At 65.8% G+C, this 23,275-nt stretch carries 22 protein-coding genes; 15 read left to right on the forward strand and 7 right to left on the reverse strand.

The annotated features are described in order from the left end of the window. Positions 1–10: 10 nt before the first annotated feature. From AC5P5V_RS10940 to ykgO, 4 genes are all read right to left on the reverse strand, one after another. Positions 11–898 carry a carbon-nitrogen hydrolase gene (locus AC5P5V_RS10940; RefSeq protein ID WP_053499677.1) on the reverse strand — a complete coding sequence of 296 codons (888 nt, stop codon included), beginning with the start codon at positions 896–898 and terminating at the stop codon, positions 11–13. Positions 899–1,062: 164 nt separating this feature from the next. Next, positions 1,063–2,100 (reverse strand): agmatine deiminase family protein, encoded by a 1,038-nt coding sequence (locus tag AC5P5V_RS10945; protein WP_019661297.1) that lies wholly within the window; start codon positions 2,098–2,100, stop codon positions 1,063–1,065. 39 nt (positions 2,101–2,139) lie between these two features. Further along, complete coding sequence (locus tag AC5P5V_RS10950) at positions 2,140–2,439, reverse strand: hypothetical protein (protein ID WP_227837998.1); 300 nt, start codon at positions 2,437–2,439, stop codon at positions 2,140–2,142. A 175-nt stretch (positions 2,440–2,614) separates the two neighbouring features. Then, positions 2,615–2,740 (reverse strand): type B 50S ribosomal protein L36, encoded by a 126-nt coding sequence (ykgO, locus tag AC5P5V_RS10955; protein WP_005409283.1) that lies wholly within the window; start codon positions 2,738–2,740, stop codon positions 2,615–2,617. A 197-nt stretch (positions 2,741–2,937) separates the two neighbouring features. Between ykgO and cmk the strand changes: the two genes are divergently transcribed. The 8 genes from cmk to galU all read left to right on the forward strand — a co-directional run bounded on the left by cmk (position 2,938) and on the right by galU (position 11,224). Then, entirely contained in the window at positions 2,938–3,615 is a 678-nt protein-coding gene (cmk, locus tag AC5P5V_RS10960) for a (d)CMP kinase (protein ID WP_061477909.1), read from the forward strand. A 198-nt stretch (positions 3,616–3,813) separates the two neighbouring features. Then, positions 3,814–5,499: a 30S ribosomal protein S1 gene (gene rpsA / locus AC5P5V_RS10965; RefSeq protein ID WP_005416230.1), complete on the forward strand. Its 1,686-nt coding sequence runs from the start codon at positions 3,814–3,816 to the stop codon at positions 5,497–5,499. An 87-nt stretch (positions 5,500–5,586) separates the two neighbouring features. Next, entirely contained in the window at positions 5,587–5,892 is a 306-nt protein-coding gene (locus AC5P5V_RS10970) for an integration host factor subunit beta (protein WP_005409286.1), read from the forward strand. Positions 5,893–5,969: 77 nt separating this feature from the next. Beyond that, complete coding sequence (locus AC5P5V_RS10975; RefSeq protein ID WP_061477908.1) at positions 5,970–6,254, forward strand: LapA family protein; 285 nt, start codon at positions 5,970–5,972, stop codon at positions 6,252–6,254. 6 nt (positions 6,255–6,260) lie between these two features. Then, positions 6,261–7,439 carry a lipopolysaccharide assembly protein LapB gene (gene lapB, locus AC5P5V_RS10980; RefSeq protein ID WP_005416232.1) on the forward strand — a complete coding sequence of 393 codons (1,179 nt, stop codon included), beginning with the start codon at positions 6,261–6,263 and terminating at the stop codon, positions 7,437–7,439. A gap of 3 nt (positions 7,440–7,442) precedes the next feature. Beyond that, the gene (locus AC5P5V_RS10985; RefSeq protein ID WP_111007935.1) at positions 7,443–8,432 is read left to right on the forward strand and encodes an MraY family glycosyltransferase; all 990 of its coding nucleotides are present in this window, start codon (positions 7,443–7,445) and stop codon (positions 8,430–8,432) included. Between the two features lie 3 nt (positions 8,433–8,435). Next, a complete protein-coding gene (locus tag AC5P5V_RS10990; RefSeq protein ID WP_032954120.1) occupies positions 8,436–10,349 on the forward strand; it encodes a polysaccharide biosynthesis protein in 1,914 nt (637 codons plus the stop codon). Next, positions 10,346–11,224, forward strand: a complete 879-nt coding sequence (gene galU, locus AC5P5V_RS10995; RefSeq protein ID WP_032954121.1) for a UTP--glucose-1-phosphate uridylyltransferase GalU — start codon at positions 10,346–10,348, stop codon at positions 11,222–11,224. Before AC5P5V_RS10990 ends, galU begins: the two co-directional genes overlap by 4 nt. A 634-nt stretch (positions 11,225–11,858) precedes the next feature. On the opposite strand, the gene AC5P5V_RS11000 is transcribed toward galU, so the two are convergent. From AC5P5V_RS11000 to AC5P5V_RS11010, 3 genes are all read right to left on the reverse strand, one after another. After that, positions 11,859–13,067, reverse strand: coding sequence for an acetyl-CoA C-acyltransferase (locus AC5P5V_RS11000; RefSeq protein ID WP_134968396.1), 1,209 nt, complete (start codon positions 13,065–13,067; stop codon positions 11,859–11,861). A gap of 99 nt (positions 13,068–13,166) precedes the next feature. Continuing rightward, positions 13,167–15,539, reverse strand: coding sequence for a 3-hydroxyacyl-CoA dehydrogenase/enoyl-CoA hydratase family protein (locus AC5P5V_RS11005; protein ID WP_088496169.1), 2,373 nt, complete (start codon positions 15,537–15,539; stop codon positions 13,167–13,169). A gap of 39 nt (positions 15,540–15,578) precedes the next feature. Next, positions 15,579–16,232, reverse strand: a complete 654-nt coding sequence (locus tag AC5P5V_RS11010; protein WP_134968397.1) for a TetR/AcrR family transcriptional regulator — start codon at positions 16,230–16,232, stop codon at positions 15,579–15,581. Between the two features lie 345 nt (positions 16,233–16,577). On the opposite strand from AC5P5V_RS11010, the gene ndk reads away from it, so the two are divergent. From ndk to der, 7 genes are all read left to right on the forward strand, one after another. Beyond that, entirely contained in the window at positions 16,578–17,003 is a 426-nt protein-coding gene (gene ndk, locus AC5P5V_RS11015) for a nucleoside-diphosphate kinase (RefSeq protein ID WP_005409295.1), read from the forward strand. Positions 17,004–17,013: 10 nt separating this feature from the next. After that, positions 17,014–18,219 carry a dual-specificity RNA methyltransferase RlmN gene (gene rlmN / locus AC5P5V_RS11020; protein ID WP_005409296.1) on the forward strand — a complete coding sequence of 402 codons (1,206 nt, stop codon included), beginning with the start codon at positions 17,014–17,016 and terminating at the stop codon, positions 18,217–18,219. Continuing rightward, positions 18,206–18,991: a type IV pilus biogenesis/stability protein PilW gene (gene pilW / locus AC5P5V_RS11025; protein WP_134968398.1), complete on the forward strand. Its 786-nt coding sequence runs from the start codon at positions 18,206–18,208 to the stop codon at positions 18,989–18,991. Before rlmN ends, pilW begins: the two co-directional genes overlap by 14 nt. Positions 18,992–19,009: 18 nt before the next feature. Further along, the gene (locus AC5P5V_RS11030; RefSeq protein ID WP_061477901.1) at positions 19,010–19,879 is read left to right on the forward strand and encodes a RodZ domain-containing protein; all 870 of its coding nucleotides are present in this window, start codon (positions 19,010–19,012) and stop codon (positions 19,877–19,879) included. 65 nt (positions 19,880–19,944) lie between these two features. Next, a complete protein-coding gene (locus AC5P5V_RS11035; RefSeq protein ID WP_061477900.1) occupies positions 19,945–20,583 on the forward strand; it encodes a YfgM family protein in 639 nt (212 codons plus the stop codon). Continuing rightward, entirely contained in the window at positions 20,583–21,791 is a 1,209-nt protein-coding gene (bamB, locus tag AC5P5V_RS11040; RefSeq protein WP_231352680.1) for an outer membrane protein assembly factor BamB, read from the forward strand. Before AC5P5V_RS11035 ends, bamB begins: the two co-directional genes overlap by 1 nt. 18 nt (positions 21,792–21,809) lie before the next feature. Next, positions 21,810–23,207 (forward strand): ribosome biogenesis GTPase Der, encoded by a 1,398-nt coding sequence (gene der / locus AC5P5V_RS11045; protein ID WP_005413118.1) that lies wholly within the window; start codon positions 21,810–21,812, stop codon positions 23,205–23,207. Positions 23,208–23,275: the final 68 nt, after the last annotated feature.

The raw sequence follows: 23,275 nt of genomic DNA on the forward strand, positions 1-23,275 counted from the left end.
CGGCTCCGGCTCAGTCGATGTAGCGCTTGAGCAGGTCACCGTACGCGTCGATGCGACGGTCGCGCAGGAACGGCCAGATGCGGCGCACGTGCTCGCTGCGCTGCAGGTCGACATCGCACAGCAGCACGGTGGCCTCGGTGCCGGCCTCGGCCAGGAACTCGCCCTGCGGGCCGAGCACGTGGCTGTTGCCCCAGAACTGGATGCCCGACGCGCCCAGCGGCGACGCCTCGTGGCCGACGCGGTTGCAGCTCAGCACCGGCAGGCCATTGGCCACGGCATGGCCGCGGTGGCTCAGTACCCAGGCGTCGCGTTGGCGGGTCTTCTCGTCCTGCACGTCGTCCGGGTCCCAGCCGATCGCGGTCGGGTACAGCAGCAGTTCTGCACCGGCCAGCGCCATCAGGCGCGCCGCTTCCGGGTACCACTGGTCCCAGCACACCAGCACACCCAGGCGGCCCACCGAGGTATCGATGGGCTTGAAGCCGATGTCGCCCGGGGTGAAGTAGAACTTCTCGTAGAAGCCCGGGTCGTCCGGGATATGCATCTTGCGGTACTTGCCGAGCAGCGTACCGTCCTTCTCGAACACCACGGCGGTGTTGTGGTACAGGCCGGCAGCGCGGCGCTCGAACAGCGAGCCGACCAGCACCACGCCATGCTTCTTCGCCAGTGCGCCCAGGCGCTCGGTGCTTGGGCCCGGAATGGATTCGGCCAGGTCGAATTCGTCCACCGACTCGTGCTGGCAGAAGTACGGACCGTTGTGCAGTTCCTGCAGCAGCACCAGCTTGGCACCCTGCGCAGCCGCCTCGGCCACGCGTGCTTCGATCACCGCCAGGTTGGCGGCGGCGTCACCGTGGTTGCGCTCCTGGATCAGGGCGACGGTAAGGGGGCTGCGCGAGTTCATGCGGGGCGTTCCTGCGGGAGAAAACCTGCATGTTAGCGCGGATGGGCGGCCGCAGCGTGTTGCGCGCTGAATGGCGTCCGCACACGGTAGCGCCGGGCCATGCCCGGCGGATTTTCAGGTCGTCGCTGTGCTCGCCGGGCTTGGCCCGGCGCTACCGGTCCGGCTTATGCCTTCAACAGCCCTTCCGGCAGCTGCATGGTGATGCAGTGCAGGCTGCCGTTCTGCCAGATCAGCGAGCGGCAGGGCACCTGCACGATCTCGCGGCCCGGATGGGCCTGGGCCAGCACGTCGCGGGCCAGGTCATCAGCCGGATCGCCGTAGGCCGGCATCAGCACCGCGCCGTTGATGATCAGGTAATTGGCGTACGACGCCGCCAGGCGGCGGCCTTCGTCGATCACCGGCTGTGCCCACGGCAGCGGGAACAGGCGGTACGGCTTCCCATCCTTGGTACGCAGCGCGGCCAGTTCGTTGCCCATCGCCTGCAGTTCGGCGTAGTGCGAGTCGCTCGCGTCGTCGCAGGCCTGGTAGACGATGCTGTCAGGCGAGGCGAAACGGGCCAGGGTGTCGATGTGGGCGTCGGTGTCGTCGCCTTCCAGGTAGCCGTGGTCCAGCCACAGCACGCGGTCCTGCTGCAGCCAGTTGGCCAGGTCGGCGCTCAGGCTTGCACGGTCGCGGTCCGGGTGGCGCTCGTGCAGGCACTTCCAGGTGGTCAGCAGGGTGCCTTCGCCATCGGTCTCGATGCCGCCGCCTTCCAGCGCGAACGGGATGCTGCGCACCGGGGCGTCGTTGAACACGCCAGCCTGGTCGAGCACGCCCACCAGCTGGTCATCCAGGGTGGCGTCGAACTTGCCGCCCCAGCCAGTGAAGCGGAAGTCCAGCAGCTGGAAACCGCCGTCGGCGCGGCGCAGGGTGATCGGGCCGGAGTCGCGCAGCCAGGTATCGTCGTAGGCGGCCGTGGTGAAGTGGACCTTGTCCATGTCGATGCGGTTGGAGCGCAGCCGCATTTCGGCATAGGTCTCCACATCGTCGTCGGCCACGCAGATCAGCACCGGCTGGAAGCGGGTGATGGCCGCGACCAGGGCGATGTAGGTCTCTTCCACCTGGCCCAGGCGGTCGGCCCAGTCGGTGTCGGCGGTGGGCCAGGCAATCAGGACGCCGCTCTGGGCTTCCCACTCGGCAGGAAAACGAAGGGTCTGGTTCATGGTCTCGCTACACAGGCCCGCCCACGGCGGGTAAAGGGATCAACGGATCGGTGGTTTCGGGCCGATTTCGTTCGGGTCCGCCTGGTTGGCCACCACGTCGATCACCTTCTGCTTCTCGAAGTAGACGGTGAACTGCGGGTACACCCAGCGGTTGATGGTCGGCCACTGCCGCTTCTGCCCGCCGCGCGGCTGCAGTTGTTCGCTGGGCGCGCCGAACTGCGCCTGCACCTGCTGCATGCTCTGGCCGCGCACGGGCAGGGCACCGGCCGGCTTCTCGCGGGCACGGTCGACAAGCAGGGTATCGGCCAGTGCCGGTGTGGCGGCGGCCAGGGTGGCCATTACGGCCAGGGCGGACAGGTAACGCTTCATCTCGATCTACTCCCCAGTGGTCAAGAAAGGCGATTACAGCAAAAACGGCAGGAAAAAGCCGCATAAACAAAAAACCGCCCGAAGGCGGTTTCTTGCATCGGGTCGGCCCCGCGTAGGGCCAGCCGCAGCCGGAAGGCTGTGAGGCTTAGCGCTGACGCGCCTTGAAACGCGGGTTCGACTTGCAGATGACGAAGATCTTGCCACGACGACGCACGACCTTGCAGTCACGGTGACGGGCCTTCGCCGACTTCAGGGAGGACAGGACTTTCATGGCATACCTCGGCGTAAACAGTAGTTGTTCGGGTGGAGCGTGGCCGCGATATGCGAAAGACAATCGGCAGTTGACGCTCGTTCAAGCCCGCCATTCTACCGGGCTTTTCCTCATGGTTTCAAGTGGTTGCACAAAAGATCCCGCTGGGGGCGTCTGGCAGGGGCTAGAATGGCCTCTTCACACGCTCTGGGACCCCCATGAATCCACTCGCTCCCGTCCTGACCATCGACGGCCCATCCGGGGCCGGCAAGGGTACCATCAGCCGCATCATCGCGCGCAGGCTGGGCTGGCATTACCTGGATTCGGGCGCGCTGTACCGGGCGGTGGGCGTGGCCGCAAGCTGGGCCGACATCGACACCTCCGACGCCTCCGCGCTGGTCCGCTGCACCTTTGACACCCACGTTCAGTTTGTCGAGCAGGGCGATGCCATGCGGGTCATGGTCAACGGCACCGATGCCACCGACGAGCTGCGCCTGGAGACCACCGGGGCGCTGGCCTCGGCCATTGCCGCCATCCCGGAGGTCCGGGCCGCCCTGAAGGAGCGCCAGCGCGCATTCAGGGAACTGCCAGGCCTGGTCGCCGACGGCCGCGACATGGGCACGGTGATCTTTCCGGACGCCCCCTACAAGGTCTTCCTGACCGCCAGTGCCGAGGAGCGCGCCGAGCGCCGGCATAAGCAGTTGAAAGACAAGGGGGTTTCTGTTAACTTTGATGACCTCCTGCGCGAGATCATGGCCCGCGACGCCCGTGATGCTCAGCGTACCGTGGCGCCCCTGAAGCCGGCAGACGATGCTGTCCTCATCGACACCACAGGCATCGGCATCGATGATGTCGTTGCCCGAGTGATGGATCTGCTTCCGGTTCCGGCTGCCTGATCCGTTCGCGCGGGAGCACTGCCAGCCGCATCGGCGGTGGTCGCGCATAGCAGTGCTGTACCAGCCCCGTCGCGCAATGATGCGTGGCGGTTTTCCTACTACACACGACCTGCGTTTCCGGGGTCGACCAACAGGCGGGCGGTCGCCATTCCCCTGAAGGGGACGCCACCGACCCATGTGTCCAACAGAGTAAATCTAATGACCGAATCATTTGCCGAACTGTTTGAAGCCAGCCAGGCCAACCTGGCCAAGCTGAAGCCGGGCGCCATCGTCAGCGGTACCGTTGTTGAAGTCCGCGGCGACGTCGTGGTGATCAACGCTGGCCTGAAGTCCGAAGGCATCGTGCCGATCGAACAGTTCCGTAACGACGCTGGCGAAATCGACGTCGCCGAAGGCGACATCGTCAAGGTCGCCCTCGACTCGATCGAGAACGGCTTCGGCGAAACCGTCCTGTCGCGCGAGAAGGCCAAGCGCGCGATGGTGTGGGACGAGCTGGAAGAAGCGTTGGAAAAGAACGAAACCATCACCGGCCGCATCAGCGGCAAGGTCAAGGGTGGTTTCACCGTGGACATCAAGGATGTCCGCGCCTTCCTGCCGGGTTCCCTGGTCGATGTGCGCCCGGTGCGCGATCCGGCCTACCTGGAAGGCAAGGAACTCGAGTTCAAGCTCATCAAGCTGGACCGCAAGCGTAACAACGTCGTGGTCTCGCGCCGCGCTGTCGTCGAAAGCGAGCACTCGGAAGAGCGCGAGCAGCTGATGGACAAGCTGCAGGAAGGCGCGATCCTGAAGGGTGTCGTCAAGAACCTGACCGATTACGGCGCGTTCGTGGATCTGGGCGGTATCGACGGCCTGCTGCACATCACCGACATGGCGTGGAAGCGCGTGCGTCACCCGTCGGAAGTCGTGAACGTCGGCGACGAGCTGGACGTCCGCGTGCTGAAGTTCGACCGCGAGCGCAACCGCGTTTCGCTGGGCCTGAAGCAGCTGGGCGAGGATCCGTGGGACAACATCGGCCGTCGTTACCCGGCCAACAGCCGCGTCTTCGGCAAGGTCTCCAACGTCACCGATTACGGTGCGTTCGTTGAGATCGAGCCGGGCGTCGAAGGCCTGGTGCACGTCTCCGAGATGGATTGGACCAACAAGAACGTCAACCCGTCCAAGGTTGTCCAGGTGGGTGATGAAGTCGAAGTGATGGTGCTGGACGTCGATGAAGAGCGTCGCCGCATCTCGCTGGGCATGAAGCAGGTTGCCGCCAATCCGTGGGAAACCTTCGCTGCCACCCACAAGAAGGGTGACAAGGTGTCGGGCCAGATCAAGTCGATCACCGACTTCGGCATCTTCATCGGCCTGGACGGCGGCATCGACGGCCTGGTCCACCTGTCCGACATCAGCTGGAACACCACCGGCGAAGACGTCGTTCGCAACTTCAAGAAGGGCGATACCCTGGACGCCGTCGTCCTGGCCGTCGATCCGGAGCGCGAGCGCATCTCCTTGGGCGTGAAGCAGCTGGAGCAGGATCCGTTCGGCCAGTACATGGCTGCCAATCCGAAGGGCTCCAAGGTCGAAGGCGTGGTGAAGGAAGTCGACGCCAAGGGCGCGATCATCGAGCTGGCTGACGGCATCGAAGGTTACGTCTCGGCCCGCGACATCGCCAACGAGCGCGTTGACGACGCCACCCAGCACCTGAAGGTCGGCGACAAGGTCGAAGCCAAGTTCGTGGGCATGGACCGCAAGGGCCGTACCCTGCAGCTGTCGATCAAGGCCAAGGACGACGCTGAAATGCGCGAAGTGCTGGAGGAATACCAGTCCTCTTCGGCTTCCAGCGGCACCACCCAGCTGGGCGCGCTGCTGCGTGCACAGCTGAACGGCAACAAGTCCGAGTAATCGGCCTTAGGCTGTTCGTTGTTTCCTGGACGGCCCGGGCATTGCCCGGGCCGTTTCAGGCTGAGATGCCCCTGATGTGAGCCGGTAATGACCAAATCCGAACTGATCGAAATCCTTGCGCGCCGCCAGGCGCACCTGAAGGCCGATGATGTCGATCTGGCGGTGAAGTCGTTGCTGGAAATGATGGGCGGATCGCTGTCCGCCGGGGATCGCATCGAAATCCGTGGATTTGGCAGCTTCTCGCTGCACTATCGTCCGCCGCGCCTGGGTCGCAACCCGAAGACCGGCGAATCGGTTGCCCTGCCGGGCAAGCATGTCCCCCATTTCAAGCCGGGCAAGGAATTGCGCGAGCGGGTCAGCAGTGTGCTGCCGCTGGACGCCGATCCGGCCTGAGCCTGCCGTCGCGCCACCGCGTGCGAATCCAGCCGCGAGTCGGATAAGCTACGGACTCCTGCCACTGGAGCTGTCGCATGAAGGTTTTTCGTCTGCTGGTCCTGCTGGCGGTACTCATTCTTGGGTTGATCATCGGTGCCATGAACATGGACGAGATGACCATCAACCTTGTTTTCACCCAACTGAAGACCTCGGTCGGCGTGGCAATCATTGCCGCATTGCTGATCGGCGTCATCGTCGGTGCTGGCCTGGTGCTGGTGAGCGTGGTCATTCCGCTCTACGGCCAACTGCGTCGCGCCAACAAGTCCGCTGCCGCTTCGCCGGCACCGGTTGCTTCCCCCCAATCTTTTGATGGACGTTGATCGAAGATGGATTTCGTCACCGAGTGGTTCTGGTTCTTCCTGTTCGTACCGCTGGCCGCACTGGCCGGGTGGGTGATCGGGCGGCGTGGTGGCCAACGCCACGGTGACAGCCAGGTCAGCCGCCTGTCGAGCACCTATTTCCGTGGCCTGAACTACCTGCTCAACGAGCAGCCGGACAAGGCCATCGAGCTGTTCCTGCACATCGCCGAGCTGGACAAGGAAACCTTCGAGACCCAGGTCGCGCTGGGCCATCTGTTCCGCCGTCGTGGCGAGGTCGACCGCGCCATCCGCCTGCACCAGGGCCTGGTCAATCGCCATGACCTGAGTGACGCACAACGCGTGCAGGCCCTGCTGGCCCTGGGTGAGGACTACATGAAGTCCGGCCTGCTGGATCGTGCCGAGACCGTGTTCACCGAGCTTGCCCAGCTCGATCAGCGCGCACCGCAGGCGCTCAAGCACCTGATCGGCATCTACCAGGCCGAGCGCGATTGGGAAAAGGCCATCGACAACGCCACCCGGTTCGAGGATGTCACCGGCGAGCCGATGGGCAAGCTGATCGGGCAGTTCGAGTGCGAACTGGCCGAGCGATTCCGTGGCGCCGGCAAGCTGGAAGAGGCGAGGGCAGCGATCGCCCGCGCCTACCAGGCCGATGCGATGTCGGTGCGCGCCGGCATCATCGAGGGCCGGTTGGAAACCGACGCAGGCAATCCTGAGGCCGCCGTGCGCGCCTTCGAGCGCGCCGCGCGCAACGATCCCGAATACCTGCCGGAACTGCTGCCGGCGTTGATGCAGAACTATCGCAAGGTGGGCGATCTGGCAGGTGCGCGCGCGTTCCTGTCGGAGATGACCGAGCATTACCGTGGCATTGCCCCGGTGCTGGCGCTGACCCGCCTGATGGAAGAACAGGAGGGCGTGGCCCCGGCGCGTGCCTACCTCGGCCGCCAGCTGAAGGATCGTCCGTCGGTGCGTGGCGAGTCCGCGCTGATCGACCTCACCCTCGCCGAGGGCGCCGATTCCACCGCCACCCTGCATGACCTCAAGCACATCACTGACCAGCTGCTGGTGCGCAACCCGGCCTATCGCTGCACCCGCTGCGGCTTCGGTGCGCGTACCCACCACTGGCAGTGCCCGAGCTGCAAGGAGTGGGGGACGGTCAAGCCACTGCTGAACTACGCGGTGCTCTGATCCATGCCCTGGCTTGTGATGGGCGCGCTGCTGGGGCTCGCCCTGCTGAGTGCGGTGCTGACCTGGGCTGCACGTGGCTATGCGCTGCGCCAGCAGTTGATGGACCAGCCCGGCGAACGCCGCAGCCATAGTGTCGCTACCCCGCGCGGTGGCGGCATCGCCATCGTCATCAGCCTGCTGGTGACTGCAGCCGTGGCCATCTGGGCCTGGCCCGAAAGCACGCCGACAGTGCTGGTGGCCAGCCTTGGGCTGGTGCTGGTGGCCGGCATCGGCTGGTGGGACGACCACAGGCCCCTGCCGGCGATGCGTCGCCTGCTGGTGCATTTCATCGCCGCGGCGCTGCTGGCCGGCCTGGTCAAGGTGAATGGTGGCAGCTGGCTGTTGGCGGCGCTGGTGCTGCTGTTCACCGCCTCACTGATCAACATCTGGAATTTCATGGACGGCATCAACGGCATTGCCGCCAGCCAGGCCGTCGTGGCGATGCTGGGGCTGGCGCCGGTGCTGCCGTGGCCCTACTCGCTGGCTGCCGTGGCCCTGGGCCTGGCCTGCCTTGGATTCCTGCCGTTCAACTTCCCTCGGGCCCGGATCTTCATGGGCGATGTCGGAAGCGGCGCGTTGGGGTACGCGGTCGCAGCGGTGCTGGCGCTCGCCAGCGTGCGTACCGATATCAACTGGATCCTGCTGCTGGTCCCGGTTTCGCCGTTCCTCGTGGACGCGGGCTTCACACTGCTGGCGCGCATCATTTCGGGACAACGCTGGATGGAACCCCATACCCAGCACGTCTACCAGCGCGCGGTGCAGGCAGGAGCCAGTCACCCCCAGGTGACAGGGATGTACTTTGCTTTGGGCCTGTTCAGTATTACAGTGTTCAATGTCTGCTCCAATTTGCAGCCGAGGTGGGAGGCTGCCGTGGCGATCGCGTGGTTCACCGCGCTGAGCGTCCTCTGGCTCCTCCTGCGCAATGGAATGCGCTACCGACAAGGAAATACCTGACTTATGGCTTCACCCTGGCGGGACAGAATCCTCGGCCTGATGCCGCGTTCGGCCATCGTCTGCCACGACCTCTTCATGGTCTGGGCATGCTGGCAGTTGCTCCATGCAGGGCGTTACTCGATCCTGCCCAACGCTCCGGCGCTGCCCCTGTGGAACGTCGATACCACCCTGGTCCTGCTGCTGCAGGGCCTGGTGTTCTGGCGCGTGGGCCTGTATCGCGGGCTGTGGCGGTTCGCCAGCGTCAGCGACCTGCTGAACATCTTCAAGGCCAGCTTCATCGGCATGGTCGCCATCGTTCTGGTGCTGATGTGGAAGCGCTTCGACGGCGTGCCGATGTCGGTGCTGGTGATCTACCCGTTCGCGCTGTCGGCCCTGCTGGGCGCACCGCGCCTGCTGTACCGGGCCTGGAAGGATTACCAGGCACTGCAGTCCGATTCCAGCGCCCGCCGCGTGCTGATCCTCGGTGCCGGCCAGGCGGCGGAAACACTGGTGCGCGACCTGCGTCGTTCCGGCAACTTCGAGCCGGTCGGCCTGCTCGACGATGCACCGCACCTTCGGGGTGCCAAGCTGCAGGGCCTGCCGATCCTCGGCACCCTGGATGACGCCCCGACGGTGGTCCGCGAGACCGCTGCCAAGCTGCTGGTCATTGCCATGCCGTCACTGGACGCCGCAGGCATGCAGCGCGTTGTCGCGATCTGCGAAAGCACCGGCGTTCCGTTCCGTACCGTGCCCAAGCTCAGCGACATCCTGCAGGGCCAGTCGCTGCCAGGCCAGCTGAAGGAAGTGGCGATCGAAGACCTGCTGGGCCGCAAGCCGATCATGCCGGACTGGAACCTGATCCGCGGCTGGTTGGGTGGGCGCACTGTGATGGTCACCGGCGCCGGTGGTTCGATCGGCTCGGAGCTTTGTCGCCAGTGCGCGCGGCACGGTGCAGGTCGCATCATCCTGCTGGAGATCAGCGAGCTGCTGCTGCTGACCATCGAAGGCGAGCTGCGGCGCAGCTTCCCCGATGTCGAGATCGAGGCGGTGCTGGGCGACTGCGGTGACCCGGCGGTGATCCGCCACGCGCTGTCGCTGCACCCGGTCGATACCGCCTTCCATGCCGCCGCCTACAAGCACGTGCCCGTGCTGGAGCGCCAGCTGCGCGAAGCGGTGCGCAACAACATCCTGGCGACCGAGAACGTCGCCCGCGCGTGCCTGGAAGCCCGCGTGGAGCATTTCGTGTTCATTTCCACGGACAAGGCGGTCGATCCGGTCAATGCGCTGGGTGCGAGCAAGCGCTACGCCGAGATGATCTGCCAGAGCCTGGACCAGAAGTCCACGCACACCCGTTTCGTCACGGTGCGCTTCGGCAACGTGCTGGCGTCGGCCGGCAGCGTGGTGCCGCTGTTCCGCGAGCAGATCCTGCGCGGTGGTCCGGTCACGGTCACCGACCCGGAAGTCAGCCGTTACTTCATGACCATCCCCGAGGCCTGCCAGCTGATCCTGCAGGCGGCCGCGTCGGCGTCGCATGGTGCGATCTACACTCTGGACATGGGCGAGCCGGTGCCGATCCGCGTGCTGGCCGAACAGATGATCCGCCTGACCGGCAAGCAGCCGTACAAGGACATCCAGATCATCTATACCGGTCTGCGCCCGGGCGAGAAGCTGCACGAGACCCTGTTCTATTCGGACGAAGACTACCGTTCGACCGCGCACCCGAAGATTCTCGAGGCCGGCGTGCGTACGTTCTCGCGCGACCTGGTGCTGGGCAATGTTCCGCGCCTGCGTGAGGCGATTGCCAGCTACGACACTGCCAGCATCCAGGAAATTCTGTTTGCGACGATGCCGGAATTCTCGCCAATCGAACAGGATGCTTACATTTCATCCGCTAAAGTCGTGCCCTTTCCGGCACGTGAGGCGAACAGGCACCAATGAGCAAGCGAATTCGCAAGGCAGTTTTCCCGGTGGCAGGGCTGGGAACGCGTTTTTTGCCAGCAACCAAGACTGTGCCGAAGGAGATGCTGCCGATCATTGATCGGCCGCTGATCCAGTACGCCGTTGATGAAGCCATCGAAGCCGGCTGCGACACGCTGGTGTTCATCACCAACCGCTACAAGCACGCGGTCGCCGATTATTTCGACAAGGCCTACGAACTGGAGCAGAAGCTCGAGCGCGCCGGCAAGCAGGAGCAGCTGGAGCTGATCCGGCATGTGCTGCCCAATGGCGTGCGCGCGATCTTCGTGACCCAGGCCGAGGCGCTGGGCCTCGGGCACGCAGTACTGTGTGCCAAGGCTGTGATCGGTGACGAGCCGTTCGCGGTGCTGCTGCCCGACGATCTGATCTGGAACCGCGGTGCCGGTGCGCTGAAGCAGATGGCCGACCTCAATGAAGCCAGCGGTGCCAGCGTGATCGCGGTCGAAGACGTCCCGCACGAAAAGACCGCCAGCTACGGCATCGTCGCCACTGAGGCGTTCGATGGCCGCAAGGGTCGCATTTCGCAGATCGTCGAGAAGCCGAAGCCGGAGGACGCGCCGAGTGACCTGGCGGTGGTCGGCCGCTACGTGCTGAGCCCGAAGATCTTCGAACTACTGGAACAGACCCAGACTGGTGCCGGTGGCGAGATCCAGCTGACCGATGCGATTGCCGAGCTGCTGAAGACCGAAGAAGTCGATGCCTATCGTTTCGAGGGCACCCGCTTCGACTGCGGCACGCACTTGGGGCTGGTGGAGGCGACGATCCGCTTCGCGCTGGACAACCCGAAGCTGGCCGGCCCCGCGCGGGAGAAGCTGGCGGCGATGCTGGCGGAATAAGGGTTCTATCAAGCGCTCCGTGCAGCGCCTTGATCGATACGTGATGGGCGGGACGGGTGGGCCTTTGCAGGACACGCCGTAAACCCCCAGACCGGCGCAGCCGCTGGCGGCTGTGCGTTCGGGCGCTTGCGAAGCAGTGCTTCGCAAGCAAAGCGCCCTCACCCATGGGGGCTCGATGGCGCCTTGCTCGTGTGCGCTGTCCTGCGCACACGGCAAGACCGGGGTTGGGCGTCCTGCCCAACCCGCCCGAGGCATGCCTCGGGCCCATGGCGCCAACGGTTTTGGAGAGGGCCATCCGCCCCCTGTCGACAGTTTCCGTGCGGCGCGGACGGGAAGGGCGGAATCAAAGGCGAGAGCAACAAGCAAAAAAGGCAGCCAATGGCTGCCTTTTTTGCTTGTTGGGGTCAGATCCCCTTGCGCAGCAAAGGCTCTGACCCCGGCTCTTGCCTTGCCTTTGCTCACCCTTCCGCCGAGCGGAATGCCGGGTGGCGCGGGTGGGTGAGGCTGACCGGGACTGTCAGCGGCATGGATGCCGCTGCCAAGCCCTCAGGGACGGGTCTACGGCGTGTCCCGGGCAGCCTCACCCACCCGGGCCCCACAGCCAACCAACAATCAGCCGGCAACGCTTTGAACCTTACAGCGCCTCGAAAATACCCGCCGCGCCCATGCCGGTGCCGATGCACATCGTCACCATGCCGTACTTCTGCTGGCGACGACGCAGGCCGTGCAGCAGGGTCGCGGTACGGATCGCGCCGGTCGCGCCCAGCGGATGGCCCAAGGCGATCGCGCCGCCCAGCGGGTTGACCTTGCTCGGGTCCAGGCCGCAATCGCGGATCACTGCCAGCGACTGCGCGGCGAAGGCTTCGTTCAGTTCAATCCAGTCCAGCTGGTCCTGGGTCAGGCCGGCCTGCTTCAGGGCCTTCGGGATCGCGGCGATCGGGCCGATGCCCATCACTTCCGGGCGCACGCCGGCCACCGAGAAGCTGACGAAACGGGCCAGCGGGGTCAGGCCGTAGTCCTTGATCGCCTGCTCCGAGGCCAGCAGCACGGCACCGGCGCCATCGCTCATCTGCGACGAATTGCCGGCGGTGACGGTGCCGCCGAACTGGCCGTTGCGGAACACCGGGCGCAGCTTGGTCAGGCCTTCAGCGGAGGAATCCGGGCGCGGGCCTTCGTCGGTGTCGGCGATCTTGTTGCGGGTGATGATGCGCTGGCCATCGGCCAGGTCCGGCAGGTGCGAGACGATCTCGTACGGGCTGATTTCGTCCTTGAACTCGCCGTTCTGGATCGCGGCCATGGCCTTCTGGTGCGAGGCCAGGGCGAACGCGTCCTGGTCTTCGCGCGAGATCTTCCACTCTTCGGCCACCTTCTCGGCGGTGATGCCCATGCCGTAGGCGATGGCGACGTGGTCGTTGTCGAACACGCTCGGTGCCATGGCGATCTTGTTGCCCATCATCGGCACCATCGACATCGACTCGGTGCCGCCGGCCAGCATCAGGTCGGCGTTGCCCAGGCGGATCGCGTCGGCGGCCTGCGCCACGGCCTGCAGGCCAGAGGAGCAGAAGCGGTTCACGGTCTGTGCGGCGATGGTGTTCGGCAGTCCGGCCAGCAGCACGCCGATGCGTGCCACGTTCATGCCCTGCTCGGCTTCCGGCATGGCGCAGCCGATGATGGCGTCATCGATGCGGTTGACGTCCACGCCCGGGGCCTGGGCGACGACGCTGCGCAGCACGTGCGCAAGCATGTCGTCGGGGCGGGTGTTGCGGAACATGCCCTTGGGCGCCTTGCCAACCGGGGTACGGGTGGCGGCGACGATGTAGGCGTCCTGGATTTGCTTGGTCATTGCAGTGATCTCTTGAATTTTTTAGCCGGAGTACCGACCAACGGTCGGCACCCACCAGAGGCAGAGGGATGCCGACCCGTGGCCGGCACCCGCCATCAATCAGTTCCGCAGCGGCTTGCCGGTCTTTAGCATGTGCGCGATGCGGGCCTGGGTCTTTTCCTGCTGGGCCAGTTCGACGAAGTGCTTGCGCTCCAGGGTCAGCAGCCACTCTTCGTCGACCAGGGTGCCGCGGTCGACCTTGCCGCCGCACAGCACGGTGGCGATGCGCTCGGCGATCTCGTAGTCGTACGGGCTGATGAAACGGCCTTCCAGCATGTTGACCAGCATCATCTTGAAGGTGGCGATACCCACGTCACCGGCCACCTGGATGCGGCGTGCCGGCAGCGGCGGACGGTAGCCGGCTTCGGCCAGGGCGCGTGCTTCGGCCTTGGCGATGTGCAGGGCCTCGTAGCTGTTGAATACCACCTTGTCGGTGCTGCGCAGCAGGCCCAGTTCCTTGGCGTTGACCGCCGAGTTGGACACCTTGGCCATCGCCACGGTCTCGAAGGTCTTCTTCAGTTCGGCGAACACGTCACCGCCCGGGCCTGCGGCCTGCGAGGCGCGCACGGCCAGTTCCTTCAGGCCACCACCCGCCGGCAGCAGGCCGACGCCGGCCTCGACCAGGCCGATGTAGCTTTCCAGGAAGGCCACGGTCTTGGCGCTGTGCATCTGGAACTCGCAGCCGCCACCCAAGGCCAGGCCACGCACGGCGGCCACCACCGGCACCAGCGAGTACTTGATGCGCTGGCTGGTGCGCTGGAAGTTGGCGACCATTTCCTCGAACTGGTCGACCTTGCCGGCCTGCAGCAGGCCCAGTGCACCGGCCAGGTCGGCACCGGCGGAGAAGGGTTCCTTCTGCTGCCAGATCACCAGGCCCTGGAAGTCCTTCTCGGCGCGGCTGACGCATTCCTGCAGGCCATCCAGCACCTGGTCGGACACGGTGTTCATCTTGGTCTTGAAGCTGACCACGGCGATGCCATCACCGTCGTGCCACATGCGCAGGCCGTCGTTCTCGAACACGGTTTCGCCCGGCGCGAACTTCTCGCCCAGCAGCGGATCCGGGAAGCGCTGGCGCTGGTACACCGGCAGCGACGAACGCGGCAGCTTGGCGTTGCGCGACGGGCTGTAGCTGCCCTCGGCAGCGTGCACGCCATCGCGGCCATCGAACACCCAGTCCGGCAGCGGCGCGTTGCTCATGCTCTTGCCGGCCACGATGTCATCGGCGATCCACTGCGCGACCTGCTTCCAGCCGGCGGCCTGCCAGGTTTCGAACGGGCCCAGCGACCAGCCGTAGCCCCAGCGGATGGCCAGGTCGACGTCGCGCGCGGTCTCGGCGATGTCGGCCAGGTGGTAGGCGCTGTAGTGGAACAGGTCGCGGAAGGTCGCCCACAGGAACTGCGCCTGTGGGTGCTGGCTCTCGCGCAGCTTGGCGAACTTCTCGGCCGGGTTCTTGATCTTCAGGATCTCGACCACTTCCGGAGCGGCGGTACGGTCGGCCGGGCGGTAGTCCTGCTTCTCCAGGTCCAGCACGACGATGTCCTTGCCGACCTTGCGGAAGATGCCGGCGCCGGTCTTCTGGCCCAGCGCGCCCTTGGCAATCAGCGCGTCCAGCCACTTCGGCGACTTGAAGAATTCATGCCACGGGTCATTCGGCAGAGTGTCGCCCATGGTCTTGATGACGTGCGCCATGGTGTCCAGGCCGACCACGTCGGAGGTGCGGTAGGTGGCCGACTTCGGGCGGCCGACCAGCGGGCCGGTCAGGCCGTCCACTTCGTCGAAGCCCAGGCCGAACTGCTGGGTGTGGTGGATGGTCGACAGGATCGAGAACACGCCGATGCGGTTGCCGATGAAGTTCGGGGTGTCCTTGGCGTACACCACGCCCTTGCCCAGGGTGGTGACCAGGAAAGCTTCCAAGCCTTCCAGCACGGCGGCATCGGTGGTGGTGGCCGGGATCAGCTCGGCCAGGTGCATGTAGCGCGGCGGATTGAAGAAGTGCACGCCGCAGAAGCGGTGGCGCAGCTGCTCGGGCAGCACGTCGGCCAGCTTGTTGATGCCCAGGCCCGAGGTGTTGGAAGCCAGCACCGCGTGGTCAGCCACGAACGGGGCGATCTTCTTGTACAGGTCCTGCTTCCAGTCCATGCGCTCGGCGATGGCCTCGATGATCAGGTCGCAGTCCTTCAGCTGCTCCAGGCCGGACTCGTAGTTGGCCGGGGTGATGGCTTCGGCCAGCGACTTGCTGGCCAGCGGCGCCGGGCTCAGCTTGCCCAGGTTGGCGATCGCCTTCAGCACGATGCCATCGGCCGGACCTTCCTTGGCGGGCAGGTCGAACAGCACGGTGTCGACGCCAGCGTTGGTGAGGTGGGCGGCGATCTGGGCACCCATGACGCCGGCACCCAGCACGGCGGCGCGGCGGACTAGCAGGGAATTGGACATGGTGTAGGGCCTTTGTTGGTCAGCAGTTACTGGGTGGAATCAAACGGAAGCGGGCAGGGCGCTGGCGCGTGCGGCGGCGCGGAACCCGGCTTCGGCGAAATGGATCAGTTCGTGGGCGGCATGGGCACGATGCGCCGCTTCGGTGACACCGGCGGGACGCTTGATCAGCCCGAAGTCGGCCATGGCATAGGTGAGCGAGCCGGCAAGAAAGTCCAGGCGCCAGTACAGCTCTTCCTTGCTCAGGTCCGGCACGCACTCGCCGATGGCCTTGCCGAACGCACGCAGCACGTGGCCGTAGTGGTCGGACAGGAACTTGCGCAGGTTGTCGTTCTTCTCGGCGTAGGCGCGGGCGATCACGCGCACGAAGGCGCCGCCGTTCTGGCGGTCCTGGGCCAGCGCCAGGGCCGGCTCGACGAAGGCGGCCAGTACCGGGCGCAGCTGCCCGGGGTGTTCGCTGCGGGCACGTTCGAGCTGCGACAGGCGGGCGCCGGTCATCTCATCCATGCGGCGGCGGAACACCTCGTTGACCAGGTTTTCCTTGGAGCCGAAGTGGTAGTTGACCGCTGCGATGTTGACGTCGGCCTGGCTGGTCACCTGGCGCAGCGAAGTGCCGGCGAAGCCGTGCTGTGCGAACAGCTCCTCGGCCGCGCCGAGGATCCGGTCTTTGGTCGAGAAGTGGGCGGGTTTGGCCATCGGCGGGCGGACCTTAATCAAACGATTGTTTGATACTAGGACCAGACGGTAGCGTATGGCATTTTGCAGTGCAGCAAAAATGGCTCGGACGGTCAGAATCCGCTCAGCTGGGTGAATGGGTGGATCTGAACCTGTAGAGCCGAGCCCATGCTCGGCTGCTCTTCGGCCCAAAGGTCAGCCGAGCATGGGCTCGGCTCTACAGGAGGGCCGCAGGCCCTCTACCACCCAGCCGCTTTATCTTTTACAATTCGCCTACGTTTATCAGGCTAAGCCCGCGTCCCGACGCGGGTTTTTTTCATGTTACCCTTCGGGCCATCAGCGGCCCGATTCCATTGGAGACATCCCATGGCGCTGGAGCGCACCCTTTCGATCATCAAGCCGGACGCCGTTGCCAAGAACGTCATCGGCGAAATCTACGCCCGCTTCGAGAAGGCCGGCCTGAAGGTCGTGGCCGCCAAGTACAAGCAGCTGTCCCGTCGTGAAGCCGAAGGCTTCTACGCCGTGCACCGCGAGCGTCCGTTCTTCAACGCGCTGGTCGAATTCATGATCTCCGGCCCGGTGATGATCCAGGCCCTGGAAGGCGAGAACGCCGTCCTGGCCCACCGCGACCTGCTGGGCGCCACCAACCCGAAGGAAGCCGCGCCGGGCACCATCCGCGCCGACTTCGCCGAATCCATCGATGCCAATGCCGCCCACGGCTCGGACTCGGTCGAGAATGCCGCGATTGAAATCGCCTACTTCTTCGCCGCCACCGAAGTCGTCTCGCGCTGAGAGTAATGCCGTGAACGAGGTCGTACAGTCCCCCGCCATCCAGCCGCTGCCGAAGTCGGCGCCCACGGCTGGCAAGCAGAACCTGCTCGACCTCGATCGCGCGGGCCTGGAGAAGTTCTTCGTCGAGGTTCTCGGCGAGAAGAAGTTCCGCGCCCACCAGGTGATGAAGTGGATCCACCATCGCTACGTCACCGATTTCGATGAAATGACCGACCTCGGCAAGGTCCTGCGCGCCAAGCTGCAGGCCCATGCCGAGGTGCTGGTTCCCAACATCGTGTTCGACAAGCCCTCCGCCGACGGCACCCACAAGTGGCTGCTGGCGATGGGCGTGGATGGCAAGAACGCCATCGAGACCGTGTACATCCCGGACAAGACCCGCGGCACGCTGTGCGTGTCCTCGCAGGTCGGTTGCGGCCTGAACTGCACGTTCTGCTCCACCGCCACCCAGGGCTTCAACCGCAACCTGACCACCGCCGAGATCATCGGCCAGGTGTGGGTTGCCGCACGCCACCTGGGCAACGTGCCGCACCAGATGCGCCGCCTCACCAACGTGGTGATGATGGGCATGGGCGAGCCGCTGATGAATTTCGACAACGTCGTGCGCGCCATGAGCGTGATGCGCGACGACCTGGGCTACGGCCTGGCCAACAAGCGCGTGACCCTGTCGACCTCCGGCCTGGTGCCGCAGATCGACCGCCTGTCTGCCGAAAGCGACGTGTCGCTGGCGGTGTCGCTGCATGCGCCGAACGACGCGCTGCGCGAGACGCTGGTGCCGCTCAACAAGAAGTACCCGATCGCCGAGCTGATGGCCTCGTGCGCACGCTACCTGCGCGCCAACAAGCGCCGCGAGTCGGTCACCTTCGAATACACCCTGATGAAGGGCATCAACGACAAGCCCGAGCATGCCCGCGAGCTGGCCCGCCTGATGCGCCAGTTCGACAACGCGGTGCAGGCCAAGGATTCGGGCAAGGTCAACCTGATTCCGTTCAACCCGTTCCCGGGTACCCGCTACGAGCGTTCGGAAGAAGCGCACATTCGCGCCTTCCAGAAGATCCTGCTCGACAGCAACGTGCTGACCATGGTCCGCCGCACCCGTGGCGACGACATCGACGCCGCCTGTGGCCAGCTCAAGGGCCAGGTAATGGACCGCACCCGCCGCCAGGCGGAATTCAACAAGACGCTGCAGGCGGGGAAGGGGAGCGATGCCGCGGCCTGACCGCCTCTGGCTGGTTCTGTTCGCAGGCGTGCTGGCCGTTGCGGTCGGCGGCTGCAAATCCCATCCCAAGGCCAAGCTCGGGCCGAGCCAGGCACCGGTCTATTCGGTGGGTGACCCGGAAAGCGTGCGGCGCGAAGTGCGCTGGCGCGACCTGTTGACCCTGGCGACCCGTGACATGCAGGTCGGCAATCTCGACGCCGCCGAGCGCAAGGTGCGCGAAGCGCTGAAGCTGGCGCCCGAGGCGCCCGACGCGCTGGTGCTGCAGGCCGGCATCGATGACCGTCGTGGCCGCACCCGCCAGGCGGGCGAGAATTTCCGCAAGGCCGCCGAGCTGGCGCCGCAGCGCGGAGACGTGCTCAACAACTACGGTGCCTGGTTGTGCCAGCAGGGCCAGCCGGCCGAATCGCTGGTCTGGTTCGACCGCGCGTTGCAGGCGCCGGGTTATGCCACCCCGGGCGAAGCGCAGGCCAATGCCGGCAGCTGCGCACTGGACGCTGGGCAGCTCGAACGTGCCGAGCGCGACCTGCGCGCGGCACTCGTCGCGGCGCCGGCCAACCCGGTTGCGCTGGAGTCGATGGCCCAGCTGAGCTTCCGCCAGGGCCGCTACATGGAGGCCCGGGCCTTCGCCGAACGTAGGATTGCGGCTGCACCCGCAACGCGTTCCGTGTTACAACTTGCGTCTCAAATCGAAGCGAGGCTGGGCGATCGGGCGGCATCTGATCGCTATCTGCAGCGGATTCGACAGGAATTTCCGCAGGATGCGGGCTCCTAACTCCAGGGTTGATGCATTGTGATTGATGACCAGACTGTGAGCGCTCTCGAGACTGCGGCCGGCTGCGGCACCCGCCTGCGCCAGGCCCGTGAAGCGGCCGGACTGACCCTCGAAGATGTCGGCTCGCGCCTGCGCATGCCGGTCCAGGTGGTCAAGTCCCTGGAAGAGGAACAATGGCAGAAGCTGGGGGCGCCGGTATTCGTGCGCGGCCAGCTGCGCAGCTATGCGCGCCTGCTCGACGTGGACGTGGGCGAGCTGCTGGAGCAGGCCCAGGTCGGCCCGGTGGTTCCGCCCACCCTGGTCAGCCATACCCATACCCCGCGTGCGCGCCGTATTGCCGAGAACCTCGGCCGGCGCGTGCTGTATGTCGGCATCACCGCCGTGCTGGCGGTGCCGGTGTGGTTCGCCACCCGTGGCCACTTCGACGGCAGCGCGACCCCGTCGCCGAGCACCGCCTCGCTGGACGTGATCCCGGCCGCCGTGCCGGTCACGCCGTCCGCAGCCGGTAGCGAGACGGCCGCCCCGGCCGAAGCGACCCCGGCCCCGGCCAGCAAGCCGGCGGCCACCCCTTACGTCGCCTCGCTGGCCCCGGTGCCGCGCCCGGCGCCGGCCCCGGCTGCCGGCAATGCGCTGGAAATGCAGTTCAGCGGCGACAGCTGGGTCGACATCGGCGGCCCGGACGGCAGCACCGTCGAGAAGGCACTGATCAAGTCCGGCGAGACCCGCAGCTTCACGCCGGGCCAGGTGACCCGGGTGACCCTGGGCAACGCCTCGGCGGTCCAGGTTCAGCAGAACGGCGCTATCGTCGATCTGACCCCCTACCAGCGAGCCAACGTGGCACGCTTTCAGGTATCCTCTGAAGGCTCCGTAGTCCCGGTTTCGCACTGAGGCGCGGTTTCACCACCTTCGATTAAACCCAATGGTCCCTCCCGACGGGCGGGGCGAGAGTACGCATGGCGATCGACGATCTGCTCGACGAGCACGAACAAAGTGAACGCGTCCGCAGCTGGCTGCGGAAGAATGGCGCCAGCATCCTCGGTGGCGTAGTCATCGCCATCGGTGCCATTGCCGGCTGGCAGTGGTACCAGAAGGATCAGGGCAGCAAGCTGGCCTCGGCCAATGTCGAGTACCAGAAGGCCTTGCAGGGCCTACAGCAGAACAAGCTTGACGACGCCGCCAAGGCGGTCAAGGCGCTCGAAGCCGGCCCGTCCAGCATCTACGGCGACCTCGCGGCGCTGCAGCTGGCCAAGGCCCAGGTCGACGCCGGCAAGAACGAAGAGGCACTGGCCACCCTGCGCAATGTGAAGGTCGAAGGTGACCTGCAGCGCGTGGTCGACCAGCGTGTGGCCCGCCTGCTGGTGGCCACCGGCAAGAGCGACGAGGCCATCAAGCTGCTGGGCAGCGCCACCGACAGCAGCAGCCTGGAAATCCATGGCGATGCGCTGATGGCGCAGGGCAAGCGCGATGAGGCCCGCGTACAGTACGAGAAGGCGCTGAAGACGCTGGACGTGGCAGCGCCGCAGCGGCGCTTGCTGGAAACCAAGGTTATGGACGCCGGCGGCACCGTTGCCGCCCCTGCGGAGTCGGTTTGATGAGTCAGAAGGTCATGATCACCCGCGTCGCCACCGTGCTCCTGATGGGCATGGCCCTGACCGGCTGCGGCACCATGAAGGGCTGGTTCGCCGGCAAGGACGCGGCGGCGAAGAAGGCACAGGAACCGGCTGAGCTGGTCAAGTTCGAGCCGACCGTGAAGGTCAGCAAGATCTGGTCGGTCAACCTCGGCAAGGGCGAGCGTCGCATCGGTGTGCGCCAGGGCCCGGCGGTGGCCAACGGCCACGTGTTCGCTGCGGCGATCACCGGTGGCGTGCACGCCATCGACCTGCAGACCGGCAAGAAGGTCTGGACCTGGGAGCCGAAGAAGGAAAAGAAGAAGGCCAAGCTGCGCTTGTCCGGCGGCCCGGGTGTCGGTGAGAACCTGGTCGTGATCGGCACGCTGGATGGCCAGGTCATCGCGCTGGACATCAACGACGGCAGCGAGAAGTGGCGCGCCCGTGTTCCGGGTGAAGTGATCGCCGCGCCGGCCGTTGCCCAGGGCATGGTCTACGTGCGCAGCAACGACGGCCGCGTGACCGCCTTCGATGTCGGCAACGGCACCCAGAAGTGGTTCAACCCGAGCGAGCTGCCGGCGCTGACCGTGCGCGGCAACGCGCCGGTGGTGACCGGCCCGGGCGTGCTGTTCATCGGCAAGGACGAGGGCGCGGTCGCGGCCCTGGCCCAGCAGGATGGCCGCACGCTGTGGGAACAGAACCTCGGCAACGGCGAAGGCCGCACCGAGCTGGAGCGCATGGCGGACGTCGACGGCGCACCGGTGCTCGACGGCAACACCCTGTACGTGAGCAGCTTCAAGAACCAGACCATGGCCTTCGAAGGCCCGACCGGTCGCCCGCTGTGGGCGCGCGACCATGGCGGCGCAGGTGGCGTGGCGGTATCGTCCGGCAATGTGTTCGTGACCGACAACAAGGGCGGCGTGTTCGGCCTGGACAAGGCCAGCGGCGCAGCCATGTGGTCGCAGACGGCACTGGCCCGTCGCTCCCTGACCGGCCCGGCACTGCACGGCGACTACGTCGTGGTCGGTGACTACAAGGGATACGTGCACTGGTTGCAGGCCTCCGATGGTGCGATGGCGGCACGGGCACAAAGTGGCGGCGACGCCCTGCTGGCCCAGCCGGTCGTCGCAGACGGGGTGCTGCTGGTGCAGAACGTGGATGGCAAGCTGACCGCCTTCCGGTTGGCAAACTAAAAAATTGGAGTAATCGCGATGCTGCCTCTGGTCGCCCTGGTTGGACGGCCGAATGTCGGCAAGTCGACTATTTTCAATGCGCTTACGCGCACCCGTGACGCGCTGGTCCATGACCAGCCTGGCGTCACCCGCGACCGCAACTACGGTGTCTGCCGCCTCGACGAGGACAACCATTTCCTCGTCGTGGATACCGGCGGTATCGCCGGGGAAGACGAAGGCCTGGCCGGCGCCACCACGCGCCAGGCCCGTGCGGCCGCGGCCGAAGCCGACCTGATCCTGTTCGTCGTCGACGCGCGCGAGGGCACCTCGGCGCTCGACGACGAGATCCTGGCCTGGCTGCGCAAGCTGTCGCGCCCGACGCTGCTGCTGATCAACAAGATCGACGGCACCGACGAGGACAGCGTGCGTTCCGAGTTCGCCCGTTACGGCTTCGGCGAGATGCTGACCGTCTCGGCCGCGCATCGCCAGGGCCTGGACGACCTGCTGGACGAAGTGATCCAGCGCCTGCCGGAAGAAGGCAGCGGCGAAGAGCTGGACAACGACCCGAACCGCATCCGCATCGCCTTCGTCGGCCGCCCGAACGTGGGCAAGTCGACCCTGGTCAATCGCATCCTCGGCGAGGAGCGCATGATCGCCTCCGACGTGCCGGGTACCACCCGCGACTCGATCGCGGTGGACCTGGAGCGCGACGGCCGTGAGTACCGCCTGATCGACACCGCCGGCCTGCGCCGTCGTTCGCGCGTGGACGAGGTCGTCGAGAAGTTCTCGGTGGTCAAGACCATGCAGTCGATCGAACAGTGCCAGGTGGCCGTGCTGATGCTGGACGCCACCGAAGGCGTGACCGACCAGGACGCCACCGTGCTCGGTGCGGTGCTCGACGCCGGCCGCGCGCTGGTGATCGCCATCAACAAGTGGGATGGCCTGACCGAGTACCAGCGCGAGCAGGCCGAAACCATGCTGTCGCTGAAGCTGGGCTTCGTGCCGTGGGCCGAATCGGTGCGCATCTCGGCCAAGCACGGCTCGGGCCTGCGCGAGCTGTTCCGCGCGGTGCATCGTGCGCACGAATCGGCGAACAAGACCTTCACCACCAGCGAAGTGAACAAGGCGCTGGAAGTGGCCTACGAGACCAACCCGCCGCCGACCATCCGCGGCCATGTCTCCAAGCTGCGCTACGTGCACCCGGCCGGTTCCAACCCGCCGACCTTCATCGTGCACGGCACCCGCCTGAAGGAGCTGCAGGAGTCGTACAAGCGCTACCTGGAGAACTTCTTCCGCAAGCGCTTCAAGCTGATCGGCACGCCGGTGAGCTTCATCTTCCGCGAGGGGACCAACCCGTACGAGGGCAAGAAGAACGTCCTCACCGAGCGGCAGGTCAAGGCCAAGCGGCGCTTGATGAAGCACGTCAAGGGCAAGTGATTCACGGGAAGGCGGCCGCAGGGCCGCCTTTTTCGTTGCGGCGAACCGGTCTGTAGAGCCGAGCCCAT

Source organism: Stenotrophomonas sp. YJH_SMC_130 (assembly GCF_059369035.1).